Origin of the sequence: Alteromonas gilva (assembly GCF_028595265.1) — a bacterium.
GTDB classification, from domain to species: domain Bacteria; phylum Pseudomonadota; class Gammaproteobacteria; order Enterobacterales; family Alteromonadaceae; genus Alteromonas; species Alteromonas gilva.
This window is the reverse complement of record NZ_JAQQXP010000001.1, coordinates 2,185,169-2,201,363: the sequence shown is the minus strand read 5'-3', so window position 1 is coordinate 2,201,363 and position 16,195 is coordinate 2,185,169. Positions and strand designations below refer to the sequence as shown.

The following is a 16,195-nucleotide window of genomic DNA, read 5'->3' as shown; positions in this document are numbered from 1 at the left end:
GTTGTGATCCGGTTTTTTCACTGCGGAGTGTAAATGTGAAGCCAACAAAAATTATTAGTGCCGTTTGTGTGTTTTGCGCATTCAACATTACCTCAGTGCTGGGCCAGCAAGTGCTCCCCTATTCGGTAAATAAGCCGCAACAGGCCATGAGTGCCAGGGCTAATCAACCCACCGGTGTAACGGGTAAGCATACCTATATTATTCGATTAGAAGCCCCTTCGATTGCTCAATACACCGGGGGCATCAAGGGCTTTAACGCGACGGCAAAGCGCGTTTTAAATACCTCTAATCGGTTACGACAAGCCAATCATGCAACAACGGGGAGTCTGGATAGTATTCAACGCGATATCCAGTTATACCGCGGTTATCTGCAACAGCAGCAGCGCGCTGTTATGACGGAGATTAGTCGCGTCACCGGCAAAGCGGTGACCAGGCGCCAGTTTCAGTATGCGCTGAATGGCCTTGTTGTTGAATTAAGCCCTGACCAGTTAACCGAGGTGCAAAAAATCGATGGCATCAAAGCCATTGAGCCGGACCAAAAATTCACCTTAAATACCGCCACGACTGCCACACTGACCGGTGCCACCAGAGTATGGAACGGCAATACCCAAAGTGGGCTTGCAGCGCTGGGCGAAGGCACTGTTGTGGCCATATTTGATACCGGTATTAATAGCGATCACCCGGCTTTTGCCGCTACTGGTGATGATGGCTACACCCATACTAACCCGCTGGGTAACGGCACCTATTTAGGCGACTGTGCTGGCGATTTCCCGGACCTCTGCAATGATAAGCTCATTGGTGTATACAGTTATCCGTTAATTACTAATCAGTACAGTGATACCGATATTTTTCCGCCCGGTCTGCCACGCAACGGTGAAGACTATAACGGCCACGGCTCCCATGTGGCAGCGACGGCGGCGGGTAATATTCTTTACGATGTCCCCTCCTACGGGCTGGCCTTTGGTGAAGAACAAAGTGATGGATACCCGGGTGAATTTACCTTCGATCAGGTAGCGGGTATGGCGCCGCATGCCAATATCATCTCCTTTCAGGTATGTTTACCGGGCGAAAACAGCGATGAATACAATGGTTGTTATGGCAGTTTAGCGATTGCCGCCATTGACGATGCCATCGCCACGGGTGTGGTCGACGCCATCAATTATTCTATTTCCGGTGGAGAAGATGTGTGGGGCGACGCATTAAGCGAAGCCTGGCTGGCGGCCAATAACGCCGGTATTTTTGTTGCTCACTCTGCCGGCAACGACGGTCCTGCTGGGGCAACCAGCGACAAATACGTGCCCTGGCTAACTGCGGTGGCGGCCAGCAGCCACGGCCGCAATATCGACTTTTCAAAATCGATCATCAATTTTAGCGGTGGCACCACAACCCCCCCCACGCTGAGTGGACAAAGCAACACCGGGGCCATTACCGCCGACGTCGTGTATGCCGGCGATTACACCAACAACAATGACCCGACTGGCGAGCCTGAGCAATGCCTTGAGCCGTTCCCGGCCGATACCTTTAACGGCGAAATCGTCTTGTGTGACCGTGGCGGGATAGCGCGAATTCAAAAAGCAATGAATGTAGCAGCGGGTGGCGCTGGTGGCTTTATTCTGGCAAACCTGAGTGGCAGCAACGAGGCGACGAACGTTGTGGCCGATGAATATGTTATCCCCGGTATTCATGTTGGCGCAACACAAGGCGACCAACTGCGCACCTGGCTGGCCACTGGCAGCGACCACCGTGCCACCATCACCGCAACGTCAGGCACACTAACAATCGATGATGGGGAGTCCGATAAGATAGCAGACTTTTCATCCCGTGGGCCCAATAGCCGCATCAGTACTCTGCTACCAATGATAAGCGCACCAGGCGTCGATATTTACGCTGCTTATTCTGACGAACATTATGGTCATGAGACATCGGAGCCAGCGCCCGCCGATTACGCCTATTTGGATGGCACCTCGATGGCGTCGCCCCACGTTGCAGGCGCTGCATTATTGCTTCGTCAGCTGCACCCTGACTGGAGCGCTGACGCAATACGGTCAGCCCTTATGATGACGGCACAGACTAATATCGGCCTGATGGGCAGCAATGAAGCCGCCAACTGGCTGGACATGGGATCAGGTCGTATTCAGGTCGACGCAGCCGCTGCTGCAGGGCTGATTATTGAGGAGTCACAGGCGAACTATCTGGCCGCCGATCCTGACCAGGGCGGCGATCCAAAAACCCTTAACATTCCGGCTTTAGTTGACAACAACTGCCTGATCCAATGTCAATGGCAACGCACATTCACTGCGGTAGAGGACAGCAACTGGACCATCACAGCAGACGATTTTAATGCGGGCCTGGAAATAACCGCAAGCCCCACAAGCTTTTCTTTAGGTGCCGGGCAATCACAAACCGTTACCTTTACGGTGAATACCTGGAATGCCGTGGCTGCCGACTCATGGACCTTTGCACAAATTAATTTAACCGGTGATACCACGCAGGCACTCCACCTGCCCATTGCTGTTGTGGTGGAAAATGGTAATTTCCCCGACGAAATATCCTTAACCAGCCACCGTGATGCAGATTCCTGGCTGTATGAGGATCTTGTGACCGTCGGCATAGACGAATTCACCTACCAATTTAGCGGCCTTACCAAGCCGCAGGAAACCGTTGATAACGTTGCTGAAGACTCAGACCCCAGAGACTTTCTCGATGATATCGAAGACGGCGTTTACCTGACTACAGTGACCATCGCCGATGATACGCCGGGGCTGTTTGCTGAAATTACCTCCTCCAGCGCACCGGATCTGGATTTATACGTTGCCTATGACGCTGATAACAACGGCAGCATTACTGACGACGAAATCATTGATCTGAGTATTTCACCGGGTTGGAACGAGCGGATACTCATTGAAGATCCTGTCATTGGAACCTATTTTATTGTTGTTCATAATTTTGCAGGCGGTGTGGCTGCGCTGGATACCTTTACCCTGGAAACAGCCGTTATTGGCAGCACCATCGACGGTAGCGTTACCCTCGACGGGCCTGCCAGTGTGGGTTTACGTGAACCCTTTGATATGCGCCTGTTATGGCAGCTCGATGACGCCCTGCCCGGCGACAGGTATTACGGCCGGCTCACTTTAGGGACCGATGCCGATAACCCTGACAACCTTGCTGATATACCGGTGATTATCACTCGCGGCAATAATGACGTTGCGCTTGCACTACCCGAAGATACGCGGGTTCAAAACGGCGATGTGGTGAATTACAGTGTTAATATAATTGCTAACCAAAGCAATGAAGACCGAGACTATGAGATTAGCGTCTCATTACCCGCCGGCACGTCAGTAGTTGCCGGTAGCGTGACTGAAGGTGGTAGCGTGTCTGAGGGCGGTACTAATAACGGCGATACCATTAACTGGTCGGTAACCCAGAATATCACGTTGCAAGTTTCCGATTATCTGCTAAGCCAGCCAGAAAACGACCCCCAATGCCATATACCTGATGTGGGCCAGCGCGGCCAGTACATTGATTTATCGGCCTTAGGCTACATGCCCGTCAACAGTGAAGATAGTGCAGTTACCGCTACCTTTGCAGTGCCTTTCAAGCTGTATAATCAAAGCTATCCCGCCCTGACCGTGTCGTCTAAAGGCTTTGTTTTACCTGCCAGCGCCGGCTACATGCCGTCACCGGGTGTCAACCGGTCACTGACAACGGGTGCAGTAAAAAGTGCACTGCTCGCTCCCTATTGGCGCAACTGGCAAGCAGGCGATGCCGCCGATGTGGGTATTACGGTTGCCAACTTTGCCAGCCAACAAATAAGTGTTATTGAATGGTCGGGCATGCGTGATGGCGATCATCATGCTGATTTCGAAGTGATCCTTATGCACAATGCCGGCCCGGGTGAACCGGCCATGATTTATGCGTATAACAACGTCAATCATGGGCTGACGCCGTCATCTGCCACTATTGGTATTAAAGATAGGGACGCAGATGATGCTCAGCAAATTGCTTATTCCGGCACCACGGTGAGCCGCGGCGCCTCTGCCGAACAGCAAATAAACAGCGGCACGGTGCTGTGTCTGACCGCCAATAATGCCCCGCAGTCCGTTGGCCCGTCGCGGCTGGATTTTGCTTTGCTTGTTGAAGACGATGCCAGCGGCGTATTGCCTGTGACCCTTGTATCGAGCGTCCCCAATATTGCCGGCACGAGCCAGGAAACGGCTGAGATCAATAGCGAAGTACAGTTGCATGCTGCTCCTGAGGTTTTGATCAATGAAAGCCCGCAGGCCAGTCTGTCGATTACAGAGCTACAACCCTTTGTACTGCCGCTTACCGTTAGCGATGACAACGGCGATACCGTAACACTGTCGGTGGCCCAAATCAGTGGGCCAACGGCGAATATTTTAGTCAGTGGCGACGTTGTTACTATTACGCCAGCATCGGTAGAAGCCGGCACCTCCATAGAGCTTGAAGTTACTGCTACCGATGTGTATGGATTTACCGGCACGGCAAGAGCAAGCATCACCGTGACGCCCAATATGCCCCCCGAGTTAACCGTGACGTCTCCCACCAGTGTGCTGTCTGGTTCAACCATCACCATACGGGCCAGTGCCACCGATCCGGAAAATGATGCAGTCACTTTCACTATTAATGATGTGGTGGGTCCAACCTTTAGTACCACAGCCCCAACCACAACCAGCAGCACTACAGTAACCTTCACGGTGACGGCTTCTGATGGTTCAAATACGGTCACTGAAACGGTCACGGTTACCGTTAATGCCCGTCCTGCCAGTGGTGGCAGTTCCGGCGGCGGTGGCAGCCTGTCACTGGCATGGTTACTGGCACTGTTAGTGGTGCTGATTAGCAGGCAGCAATTAGCTGCCTGCAAGCCACGTCATTAAAGGCCACGCCAGCAAGGCACGCTAAAGGCGTGCCTTGTTACACGTCAGGCGCAATGTTGTAAGGCTCGCTTATTGTTTGATAAAGCGACGGCTTATTAATAGGGTAAACCGTAAACGAGTGACGGATTTTAGGCACTAGTAAGTCATCAAGCTGTGCCGGTTCGGTAGTGCCTGAGTCCAGCCAACGGCCAAGGCTGCCATCGTTTACTGACAGCATCAGTGGCGTGGATTTTTGGTGAATAGCGGTTAACTTTGGGTGTGGCGGTAATGTCACAACCGAACAGGAGGTTTCAGTAAACACGTTGCCGTGCCGGTCGTGACCATGCCATTCACGATAAAGCCCGCCCATGGCCAGAGGTTCGGACAAGTCAGCAATCAAGTCATGGTAATGCATTTGACCACCCGTTTTTTGCGTTTCACCAAAACCGGCAGCCGGAATCACGCAACGTTGCTGACGGTATGCATGATATCCCGCACTGCGTGGCACATTTAATTTGTCGTAACGGGTATTAAAAGAGGTATATTTCGAAGGCCTGAATCGCGCCGACAACTCACTGTGATCGGGTTCCAGTAATAGCCACCATAGCGCATTGCGGGCAATACGCTGGTTGTTTTGTTCAAACACTATGGTGAGGCGCTCAGTAGCACGAATAAAGCGGCTAAAACGCATGCCTTCGTGCGGCCAGAAGTCAATTTCGAGTTGCTCGCACAAGTCACGTAGGGCCGGATTGTCTGTCACATTTAAGCGCCCACACATAGTGTCACTCCAAGGATAAACGGGCTGGCAAGGGTCATCAGAACATTTTGCCCCATGGCTGTCTGAAAACTGCTGTCGGCGCCTTTAAAATTCAATGCCTGATGATAAATACGCCAACCGAAGACTAATGGTAACAACCCCAGTAATGTGATTAAGGGTAAAGCATGCAGCATTACACTGCCAGTTATAAGCGCCAGCGTTAATAGCCATTGTATTAGGTAGATGTGCGCGCAAAAGACATACCCGTATTGGGTTACCACATGTTTGCGTCCATGCTGCGCATCAGCAGTGGCATCGGGGAACTGGTTTATTAACAATAAATTATTGGTCAGCATGGCGGGTACCAGGGCCAGTGTGAACATCACAGTATGATGCTGACCACTGATGGCAACAAAACCGCCGTAGGTCATCAGCACGCCAAATCCCAGACCAGGTGCTATCAGGCACAACCATGGCATGCGGTTAAGCACTGGCGTATAGCTCACCACAATCACGATACCCACCACGCCCATTACCGCAAGTGTAAGCCAGGCGGCCGGGGAATATTGTATTACGAGCAGGCCCGAGCCAATGGTAATACCCACAAACAACAGGCCAGTATATTTAACCAGTTTCGCACTGCCAGGCTGCTGCACGAGCGCGCCACTCCCGCCGCTGAACGGGGTTTTACGGGTAGCAAAATCCAGTTTTGATACGCAATCAACGTATTCGTTGAGCATATTAACCGCAATGTGCGCCGAGACACCGCACACCACAATCCAGCTCAACACATCAGCCGAAAGCTGAATGCCAACGTAGCAGGCAAAGCCGATGCCAAGACTCAGGCAACTTACTACGAGTAATAAAAACGGCGGACGCATGGTGGAGACTATGGTCGATAGTACTGTCATTCCCTGCCCTTTTGAATATCAACGCCAATTTGTTTGAGCGACGTGTAACCCAACAATCAGCAAATTAACACGCGTTAACACCAGGTTGTTAAACCTTAATTGCTGCAATGACACACATTATGCAGCAGTACCTGAATATCGCTATGACTGAAATCAAACAACGCTGTGATTGCGGCGCCTGAACAGGTGAAAAATGTCAGCCGCAGGCAAATAATGGGGTGGAAATTGACGGTGATTTAGCAGTAATCTACTGTAGGACAGGGTTTGAACATCACCGATAAGGAAAGCCCAAAGGATGATCATAAACCCACACAGGGCGTTGCGTGCAGTGGCCACCCCCCACTGGCTTTTTGGTAAAAAGCTGATTTAACGTGTTGCTGAAAAGCGGGATATCGATATATTAGGCCCTTAGTGGCATCGCCGAAGCGCTTCACAATAATGCCTAACCGCGGCGCACTAAGTGTACGTCGTTTTAGTAAGGCTCTGGCCACTTACCCACAAAAGCTGTGCGGGCGTTTAACACGGAATTCAATTGCATTGGAATACTTATGGAAACTGAATCTTTACTTCTCTTTGTGGTGGCATGCCTGACTCTTAATATGATTCCTGGCCCCGATGTCATTTATATCGTAACGCATTCAATGAAAGGTAAAGTCAGCGATGGCCTGAAGGCAACACTGGGATTAGGGCTTGGTTATCTTTTTCATACGTTCGCTGCTTGTCTTGGCCTGTCCGCGCTTATTTTTAGCTCAGCCCTGGCTTTTACTATCGTTAAATGGCTTGGTGCTTTATATCTTTTTTATCTGGGGATTCGTGCCATACAGTGTGCGCTGAAGGGTAAATCCAAAATAGTGATTACTGACAGCCAGAAGCGACAACATGATATTTTTAAACAGGGTCTTATTGTTAGTCTTCTGAACCCTAAGGTTGCGTTGTTTTTCTTGTCTTTTCTGCCGCAATTTGTCAATCCAGACGAATCTTCCGTCAGCATGCAGTTCTTAATGTTAGGGGTCATATTTACCTGCTTAGCAACAACGTGTAATGCATTGTACGCTGCCCTGGGAGGCTTACTTTTTGCCCGCCCTGAAACACAAAAATATGCCCGCCTGCTAGAAGGTTTTTCGGGTATTTTACTTATCGGCCTTGCTGTTAAGGTCGCAACTAACCAGCGCTAGGACATCCAGAGGCCTAAACTGGCTCGCCGGGGTAATAACTCACAGGATAAGTCCTTTTGCGCTATTGTAGCTTATATCTGAATAACGGTGTGCAGGTCATGAGGTACTCATATGGAACCATCTGAACTAGGCTCCAAATACGATAAAATCGCGCAGTGGTGGCACGAACAGCACTTTGAGTCCTGTTATGGTGTTCGCCAGTTTGAGCAAGCGGTTGCCTTGAGTGCCAAAGCCGGAAAGGCTCTCGATGTGGGGTGTGGCGCAGGCGGTAGGTTTGTGCGTATTTTGGAGCAACACGGCTTTACAATCACCGGTGTGGATGTGTCAAAGAACATGGTTGAACTGGCGGGTAAAAATCACCCGGAGCACAAATTTATACATCACGACATATGCACCTGGCAGACCGAAGAGCGATTTGACTTCATCGTTGCCTGGGACAGTATTTTCCACTTGCCGCTGACCAGGCAAAAGACCGTCGTGTCGAAATTGTGTCAGCTCCTGACAAAGGGTGGCATTCTGATATATACATTTGGCAATGCACAAGGTGAACACCGCGATCATTGGTGCGGCGACACTTTTTACTACAGCTCTATTGGCATTAATAACAATCTTCAGTTGCTTATCGACAACGGTTTGTCGGTGTTGCACCTTGAGCTCGACCAATACCCGCAAACCCATGTGTATACCGTTGCCTGTAAGCCTTAACCCAGGCCATCCACCGGCTCACGCCACGCCTGTGCTGACTTAGCTATTCATCCTCATCAGCGCCTGGCTGATTATCGGTAAGGCGTTTACTAGGTTGTACCCCTAACTGCCTGAACTGCTCAACCTGACGCAACAAGTTACCACGGCCTCCGGTCAGCTTACTGAATGCGGCATCGTAGTGCTTTTGGGTACTTTCTACAGCCTTACCGATCTTTTCCATATCGGCCACAAAACCGGCAAACTTGTCGTAAAGCTTAGCCGCATGCTGGGCAATTTTTTGCGCATTCTGGTTTTGATATTCATACTGCCAGATATTGTTGATAGTGCGCAGCGCCACGAGCAGGTTAGTCGGCGAAACCAGCATGATGTTGTTGTCTAATGCTTGTTTCACCAATTGTGGCTCACTGTCCACAGCCAGTAAAAAGGCCGGTTCAACCGGAATAAACATCAGTACATAATCTAATGAGCGCAATGCCTCCAGCTCATGATAATCCTTTGCGCCGAGTGTTTTTATATGGTTACGAACAGAATTAACATGCTCTTTTAAATAGCCTGTACGCTGCGCCTCATCATCACAATTAAAGTATCGCTCGTAGGCGGCTAAACTCATTTTTGCATCAATAATGACGTCTTTATCGTTCGGTAAATGCACCACAACGTCGGGCTGCTGTAATTTACCCTGTTCGTTACGGGCTGACACCTGGGTTTCAAATTCGTGACCTTCGCGTAACCCGGACTCTTTTAAAATCCGTTCCAGCACTACTTCGCCCCAGTTCCCTTGTTGTTTGTTATCGCCTTTTAGTGCGCGGGTAAGCGCGGCAGCATCTTCGGTAATTTGTTGGTTGAGTGCCTTTAAACTGAGTATTTCTGTTTTTAACGACGCCCTCTCCTGGCCTTCCCTGACATATTGATCGGTAACCTGCTTTTTAAACCCTTCTATTTGCTCTTTAAGGGGGGTGAGCAACGCATCCAGCCGGGTTTTATTGTCGTTACTAAAACTTTGTGCTTTTTGTTCGAAAATGCGATTGGCGAGATTTTCAAATTGCTCTTGCAGGCGTTTTTCTGCCGCTTGCAGGCTTTCGAGCTTTTCTTCATGGCTTTTTTGCGCTTCGTTGAACGCCGCCTGCCGTGAGTCACTGAGCGATCTTAACTCAGTATAATCGGCCTGTAGTGCTTTAAGCTCGTGTTGCAGTTGTTGGCGTTGCTGCTGTATTTCGGGCAATAACGCTGCTCTGGCGGCTTCTTGTTGTAACGCATGGCGGGTTACGTTGAGCTGATGCTGGATGTCGGCCTTGTCGTGGTTAAACCGCTCTTGTGTTGCAGTGAATTGCGCTTCGACCTGCGCCAGCTGTTGTTGCAGCAGTTGCACCTGCGATTCTGCCGCCTGGGCTTTGTTCAGGCCTTGCGCACGGCCCATCAACAGGCCTGCACCTAAAGCAGTGACAACAGCGCCAGCAATCAGCGCTATCTCAAGTGGTTCAAATACAAACATTATTCACTACAATCAAAAACGGGTAACTCATGTTACCCGTTTTTCGCGCTACGTTAAGTGCAGATTTACTGCGGTCTTACCGACTGGCGGTTATTTCGACAATGCTTCGTCTAACTCAGCTATTTTCGCTTTCCAGATAGCCGGGCCCGTTTGGTGAGCATTGGCACCGGTGCTGTCTACTGCTACGGTAACTGGCATATCTTCTACTTCAAACTCGTAAATGGCTTCCATTCCGAGATCTTCAAAAGCAACCACGCGGGCTTTCTTTATCGCCTTAGACACCAGATAGGCCGCACCACCTACCGCCATCAGATACACTGACTCGTGCTTAGCAATGGACTCAACAGTAGCCGGGCCACGTTCAGCTTTACCAATCATGCCGGCGATACCGGTTTTTTCCAGCATCATGTCGGTGAATTTATCCATCCGGGTGGCGGTGGTTGGGCCTGCCGGGCCGACTACTTCGTCACCCACTGCGTCAACAGGGCCAACGTAATAAATGAACTTACCGTTAAAATCCACACCTTCGGGTAACCCTTCGCCGTTTTCCAGCATGGTCTGAATGCGTTTGTGAGCCGCATCGCGGCCGGTTAACATTTTGCCCGAAAGCAGCACGGTTTCGCCTACTTTCCATTCTTTGATGTCTTCTTTGGTGACGTCGTCCATGTTCACCCGGCGGGTATTTTCACTGACTTCCCAGGTTACCTCGGGCCACTCCTCCAGCTTAGGCGCTTTTAAATCGGCCGGGCCGCTGCCGTCCAGATAAAAATGCGCATGACGCGTAGCCGCGCAATTGGGGATCATAGCAACCGGTTTAGAAGCGGCATGAGTAGGCACTGATTTAATTTTAACGTCGACCACCGTGGTTAAACCACCGAGCCCCTGGGCACCGATCCCGAGTTTATTCACCCGCTCGTAAATTTCTACCCGCAGTTTCTCGTCCGTCGTTTGCGGACCACGCTCAATCAGTTCCTGAATATCAACCGGATCCATTAAGCTTTCCTTGGCCAGTACCGCGGCTTTTTCAGCCGTACCGCCAATGCCGAGGCCCAGCATACCCGGCGGACACCAACCGGCGCCCATGGTAGGAAGCGTTTTAAGTACCCACTCTACAATGTCGTCGCTGGGGTTGAGCATTACCATTTTAGATTTGTTTTCTGAACCGCCGCCCTTGGCCGCGATCATCACTTCAATTTTGTCACCGGGCACCATATCGATGTGCACTACGGCCGGGGTATTATCTTTAGTATTGGTTCGCGCGCCGGCCGGATCGGCAACAATTGAGGCGCGTAACGGGTTGTCCGGGTTAAGGTATGCACGGCGGGTGCCTTCATCCACCATTTCCTGAACGGTCATGTCTGCTTTGTCCCAGCTAACCGACATCCCGATTTTAACAAAACAGGTCACAATACCGGTGTCCTGACACAGCGGACGTTTACCTTCTGCTGACATACGTGAGTTAATCAGAATTTGCGCCATAGCGTCTTTAGCCGCCTGGCTTTCTTCTTTTAAATAGGCCTGTTCGACGGCCTTCACATAATCAAGGGGGTGGTAATAAGAAATAAACTGCAGTGCATCTTCAATGCTATCGATAAAGTCTTGTTGACGAATTACGGTCATGGCGTCCTCTTATTTTTAGGCTCACATAGTCATCTAGACGAAGAAACCGTATACTACCCCATGTCGACAACCGGCACCAATAAAACCATCTTCGACCTTAGTGGAACTCCGGTATCACGGGATCGAAAAGGTCATGTGCCCTGCTATCTGCTAACGATTGTAAAACTGTTAATGTCACAATTAGATTATAATTTTGAGCCCACGTCGCTCAGTTTAACCGAAGTGTCGCTAGCCGCGACCTGCACCATTCAGGATGTATTTGCGGCGGTAGCACAAACCGATGGTGCCCTGTTACTCGATTCAGGGGCCAGCCAGGAAAGCGGCAGCCGGTTTGATATCGCCTTATGGCAACCTTTACTTACCCTTACCAGCAAACAGGGCGAGACCCGTGTCGCCAGCGCCGATGGCGCCATCATTAAAAAATTCCGCGGCGATCACTCGCCACTGAAAGTAGCCCAGTCTTACATTCAGGCGTTTCAGCTCAGCGTTGATACTTCAGAAGTTGAACAGTCACTCTACAACACCTTACCAATGGTGTTAGGGCTGGCTGGATTTTGTAGTTACGACCTGGGGCGATATTTTGAAACATTACCTTCGTTAAACCCCGCTGAATATGAATGTCCGGATATGATGCTGGGCATCTATGACCGGGCCCTGATCCACGATACCCACACTAACCGCTGGTACTTTTGTCATACGTCCGGGGTAGCTGTGCCCGACTTTAATAACTGGCTGAATGCCAGTTGCCGGGCTTTTCGTTTAACCACCCCATGGCAAAGTAACCTGACGCAAACGGATTACAATACCGCACTGGGTAAGGTTCATGATTACCTGACCGCCGGTGACTGCTATCAGGTAAACTTTGCCCAGCGTTTTAAAGCGGGGTTTAGCGGAGATGTATGGCCGGCATACCGGTTATTAACGCAGGCTAATAATGCGCCATTCTCGGCGTTTTTAAACACCGGCAACAGCACGCTTCTGAGCTTGTCACCGGAACGTTTTATTCAGTGTCGGGACGGCATTATTGAAACCAAGCCGATTAAAGGCACACGGCCCAGAAGCACCGACCCTATCCAGGATGAACGTAACGCTGCGGCCTTACTCAGTGCTGAAAAAGACCGCGCTGAAAACCTGATGATTGTGGACTTATTGCGCAACGACATCAGCAAGCATAGCGCGCCTGGCAGTGTAAGCGTTCCGGATTTATTTAAACTGGAAAGTTACGCTGCGGTGCACCATATGGTTAGCCGAATACGCAGTCGCCTGAGCGCAGACAGCCATCCGCTGGATCTCCTGCAAGGGTGCTTTCCCGGCGGTTCAATTACCGGAGCCCCGAAAATTCGGGCAATGGAGATCATCGAAGAGCTTGAACCTAACCGCCGCGCGCCCTATTGTGGCAGTATGGTGTATCTGGGATTAAAAAACGACCTCGACTCAAGTATTTGTATTCGCACGCTGTTAGCAGAGCAAAATCAACTTTATTGCTGGGCTGGCGGCGGCATTGTGCTGGACTCTGTGGCTAATGAGGAATTTCAGGAAACCCTGGACAAGGTGGCCAGAATTTTACCGGTGCTGGAGTCGACCATTGAAAAAGCATGATTTCTTAAGTCAGTTTCACGTTTCGCCACCGATGATTGCCAGCCAGGACTTTCCCTTGCGCGAGACCGGCAGAGCGGCGGCGGTACTGGTTCCGCTGCTCAACTACACGGACGGTTTACGGGTATTGTTCACCCAACGCGCCAGCCACTTAACCCACCATCCTGGCCAGGTGAGTTTTCCTGGTGGCAAAGTTGAGCGCCACGACCGTAATTTAACCGAAACTGCGCTGCGCGAAGCCTGGGAAGAAGTTGGCTTGCCCCGCGAGCAATGCCAGATTGTGGGGTCGCTTCCCCCTCATCACACGCTTACCGGCTTTCATATTACCGCCGTGGTAGCCATTGTTGAGCCCGCGTTTTCGCTTAATATCGATCCTAATGAAGTGCATGATACCTTTGAAGTGCCGCTGAGCTTTCTACTCAATCCGGATAACCACCTTATTGAGTCTGTACAACGCGGTAATCTCGCCCACCCTGTGCATTTTATTCTCTGGCAGGAACGCATGATATGGGGCGCCACCGCAGCACTCATCAGTCAGTTAGCGTCAATCTTTCATGACACCCGTCAGCCTGCCTCATAAGCGGCAAAAAAAATCATTAATTAATCTCATGCTACCATTAGCTTATCTGGTTTGCTCTACCCCTTGCCAGCAGGCAATATAAATAAAAAGATAAGGTTATAGCATCGAATGATTAGCGTATTTGATATGTTCAGCATCGGGATTGGCCCGTCGAGCTCTCATACTGTAGGTCCCATGAATGCGGCCGCAGAGTTTGTCAGCGAGTTACGTTCCCAGCAGCTGATAAACAAGGTTACCCATGTAACGACAGAGCTTTTTGGCTCTTTAGGTCAAACCGGTAAAGGCCATGGCAGTGGCAAAGCGGTGATACTCGGTTTACTCGGTGAGCGCCCGGAAACCATCGATGTGGATGCCATTGAGCGCTGGCTGGCCGACATCGACGCCAGCGAAAAGCTGAATTTAGGTGGCGAACAGGTCATCGCGTTTCCGCGCACCAAGGCGATTGTGTTTCACCGCCGTAAAACCATGCCACGTCACGCCAATGCCATGACCCTGCATGCCTACAATCAGGATGCCTTGTTATTGTCACAGACTTATTATTCCATTGGCGGCGGCTTTATTGTGCGCGATGATCAATGGGATCTGGCCAAACAACAAGCAAAAGAAATCACCAACACCGTGCCTTTCAGCTTTACTACCGCGCAGCAATTATTGGCGTTATGCAAGGAGCAAGGCCTGAGCATTAGCGCTTTAATGCTCAAAAATGAACAGGCATTGCACCCGGGTGTGGATATTAAAACCCGCTTACAACATTTATGGATGACCATGGATGCCAGCATCGAACGCGGCATCGAGAGCGAAGGCATATTACCTGGCGGCTTAAAAGTGATGCGCCGGGCTCCATCGCTTTACCATCGTTTAATGACCGAATACAGCGGCGATCCCATGCAGCCTCTGGATTGGGTTAACATGTTTGCCTTAGCGGTAAACGAAGAAAACGCCGCCGGCGGCCGGGTTGTCACAGCTCCGACCAACGGCGCTGCAGGCATTATTCCGGCGGTACTTAAGTATGTCGATAAGTTTGTCCGTCCGGTCGACAAAGACATTGCCAGTCGCTTTTTGTTAACCGCCGGTGCCATTGGCATTCTATATAAAGAAAATGCCTCCATCTCTGGCGCCGAAGTGGGCTGTCAGGGCGAAGTTGGCGTGGCCTGCTCTATGGCAGCCGGGGCATTAACCGAAGTATTAGGCGGTAATATTGCGGCAGTCGAGAACGCCGCCGAAATTGGGATGGAACACAACCTGGGGCTCACCTGCGATCCCGTCGGTGGCCTGGTGCAGGTGCCCTGTATAGAGCGCAACGCCATGGGCGCGATAAAAGCTATTAACGCATCGCGCCTGGCATTACGCGGTACCGGTGAACACAAAGTGTCACTCGATAAGGTGATTAAAACCATGCGCGACACCGGCGCAGATATGAAGACCAAATACAAAGAAACCGCCAGAGGCGGTCTCGCGGTAAATATTATCGAGTGCTAATGTTTAACTGAACAGCCCTGCGCTACTTCACCGGTAGCGTATGGCCTTTAAACATTTTTTCCACTTCATCGTTATTTTTGCACATCATTGCCTTTTCTACTTTATCTTTAGTTAAATGCGGTGCAAAACGCTCAATAAAATCAAACATATAACTGCGTAAAAAAGAGCCTTTTCGAAAGCCGATTTTAGTGGTGCTGTAATCAAACATATGGCTGGCATCAATTTTTACTAAATCGGCGTCTAATTCTTCACTCACTGCCATTGAGGCAATCACACCAATGCCGACACCAAGCCTTACATAGGTTTTGATGACATCGGCGTCGGTTGCGGTAAACACAATCGTAGGCGTGAGGCCGGCTTTCTCAAATGCATGATCAAGTTCAGAACGCCCCGTAAAACCAAACACATAAGTCACCAGCGGGTATTGAGCGACGTCTTCGATAGTGATTGAGGTTTTCTTAGCGAGCGGATGGTCCTTGTTAACGATGACACTGCGATTCCAGTGATAGCAAGGTAGCATCACCAGATCATTGTATAAATGCAACGACTCTGTCGCGATGGCAAAATCAGCCTCGCCTTTGGCGGCTAAATCACTGATCTGCGAAGGTGTGCCCTGATGCATATGCAGCGACACCTTGGGGTACTTATTCATAAAGCCCTTAATGACATCGGGTAATGCATAGCGCGCCTGCGTATGAGTGGTGGCAATGTTTAATTTGCCCTGATCAGGCAAATTATGCTCGCGGGCAACGGCTTTAATACTTTCTACCTTGGCAAGAATTTCCCGGGCAATGTTGATCACCTCATTGCCTGCCGGTGTAACATGGGTAAGGTGTTTACCACTGCGACCAAATATCTGCACGCCTAACTCATCTTCGAGCATTCTGACCTGCTTACTGATACCGGGTTGCGAAGTAAATAAACTTTCAGCGGTGGCCGACACGTTAAGGTTATTGTTTTGTACTTCGACAATATATCTTAATTGTTGTAATTTCATTGTATATCC

At 50.4% G+C, this 16,195-nt stretch carries 11 protein-coding genes; 6 read left to right on the top strand and 5 right to left on the bottom strand.

Annotated features, from left to right (window positions below; translation table 11 throughout):
• Positions 1 to 35 precede the first annotated feature (35 nt).
• Entirely contained in the window at positions 36 to 4,895 is a 4,860-nt protein-coding gene (locus OIK42_RS09650) for a S8 family serine peptidase (RefSeq protein WP_273640069.1), read from the top strand.
• 37 nt (positions 4,896 to 4,932) lie between these two features.
• On the opposite strand, the gene OIK42_RS09645 is transcribed toward OIK42_RS09650, so the two are convergent.
• Both OIK42_RS09645 and OIK42_RS09640 read right to left on the bottom strand, forming a co-directional pair.
• Positions 4,933 to 5,634 carry an SOS response-associated peptidase family protein gene (locus OIK42_RS09645; protein ID WP_273640068.1) on the bottom strand — a complete coding sequence of 234 codons (702 nt, stop codon included), beginning with the start codon at positions 5,632 to 5,634 and terminating at the stop codon, positions 4,933 to 4,935.
• Positions 5,635 to 5,636: 2 nt separating this feature from the next.
• Positions 5,637 to 6,542 (bottom strand): prenyltransferase, encoded by a 906-nt coding sequence (locus OIK42_RS09640; RefSeq protein ID WP_273640067.1) that lies wholly within the window; start codon positions 6,540 to 6,542, stop codon positions 5,637 to 5,639.
• A 548-nt stretch (positions 6,543 to 7,090) separates the two neighbouring features.
• Here OIK42_RS09640 and OIK42_RS09635 point away from each other — a divergent pair.
• A complete protein-coding gene (locus tag OIK42_RS09635) occupies positions 7,091 to 7,717 on the top strand; it encodes a LysE family translocator (RefSeq protein WP_273640066.1) in 627 nt (208 codons plus the stop codon).
• A gap of 111 nt (positions 7,718 to 7,828) precedes the next feature.
• Positions 7,829 to 8,422, top strand: a complete 594-nt coding sequence (locus OIK42_RS09630) for a class I SAM-dependent methyltransferase (RefSeq protein WP_273640064.1) — start codon at positions 7,829 to 7,831, stop codon at positions 8,420 to 8,422.
• Between the two features lie 43 nt (positions 8,423 to 8,465).
• Here the strand turns inward: OIK42_RS09630 and rmuC are convergent, their stop codons facing one another.
• Both rmuC and OIK42_RS09620 read right to left on the bottom strand, forming a co-directional pair.
• On the bottom strand, positions 8,466 to 9,914 hold the full coding sequence (rmuC, locus tag OIK42_RS09625) for a DNA recombination protein RmuC (RefSeq protein ID WP_273640063.1): 1,449 nt from the start codon (positions 9,912 to 9,914) through the stop codon (positions 8,466 to 8,468).
• A 90-nt stretch (positions 9,915 to 10,004) separates the two neighbouring features.
• Positions 10,005 to 11,534: a fumarate hydratase gene (locus tag OIK42_RS09620; protein ID WP_273640061.1), complete on the bottom strand. Its 1,530-nt coding sequence runs from the start codon at positions 11,532 to 11,534 to the stop codon at positions 10,005 to 10,007.
• Between OIK42_RS09620 and pabB the strand changes: the two genes are divergently transcribed.
• The 3 genes from pabB (at position 11,514) to OIK42_RS09605 (ending at position 15,189) form a co-directional block, all read left to right on the top strand.
• On the top strand, positions 11,514 to 13,133 hold the full coding sequence (pabB, locus tag OIK42_RS09615; protein ID WP_273640060.1) for an aminodeoxychorismate synthase component I: 1,620 nt from the start codon (positions 11,514 to 11,516) through the stop codon (positions 13,131 to 13,133). The two genes, OIK42_RS09620 and pabB, sit on opposite strands and share 21 nt — an antisense overlap.
• Entirely contained in the window at positions 13,120 to 13,710 is a 591-nt protein-coding gene (locus tag OIK42_RS09610; protein ID WP_273640058.1) for a CoA pyrophosphatase, read from the top strand. The genes pabB and OIK42_RS09610 overlap by 14 nt, the downstream gene beginning before the upstream one ends.
• 108 nt (positions 13,711 to 13,818) lie before the next feature.
• Positions 13,819 to 15,189, top strand: a complete 1,371-nt coding sequence (locus OIK42_RS09605) for an L-serine ammonia-lyase (protein ID WP_273640056.1) — start codon at positions 13,819 to 13,821, stop codon at positions 15,187 to 15,189.
• 22 nt (positions 15,190 to 15,211) lie between these two features.
• Here the strand turns inward: OIK42_RS09605 and cysB are convergent, their stop codons facing one another.
• Positions 15,212 to 16,186 carry an HTH-type transcriptional regulator CysB gene (gene cysB / locus OIK42_RS09600; protein WP_273640054.1) on the bottom strand — a complete coding sequence of 325 codons (975 nt, stop codon included), beginning with the start codon at positions 16,184 to 16,186 and terminating at the stop codon, positions 15,212 to 15,214.
• Positions 16,187 to 16,195: the final 9 nt, after the last annotated feature.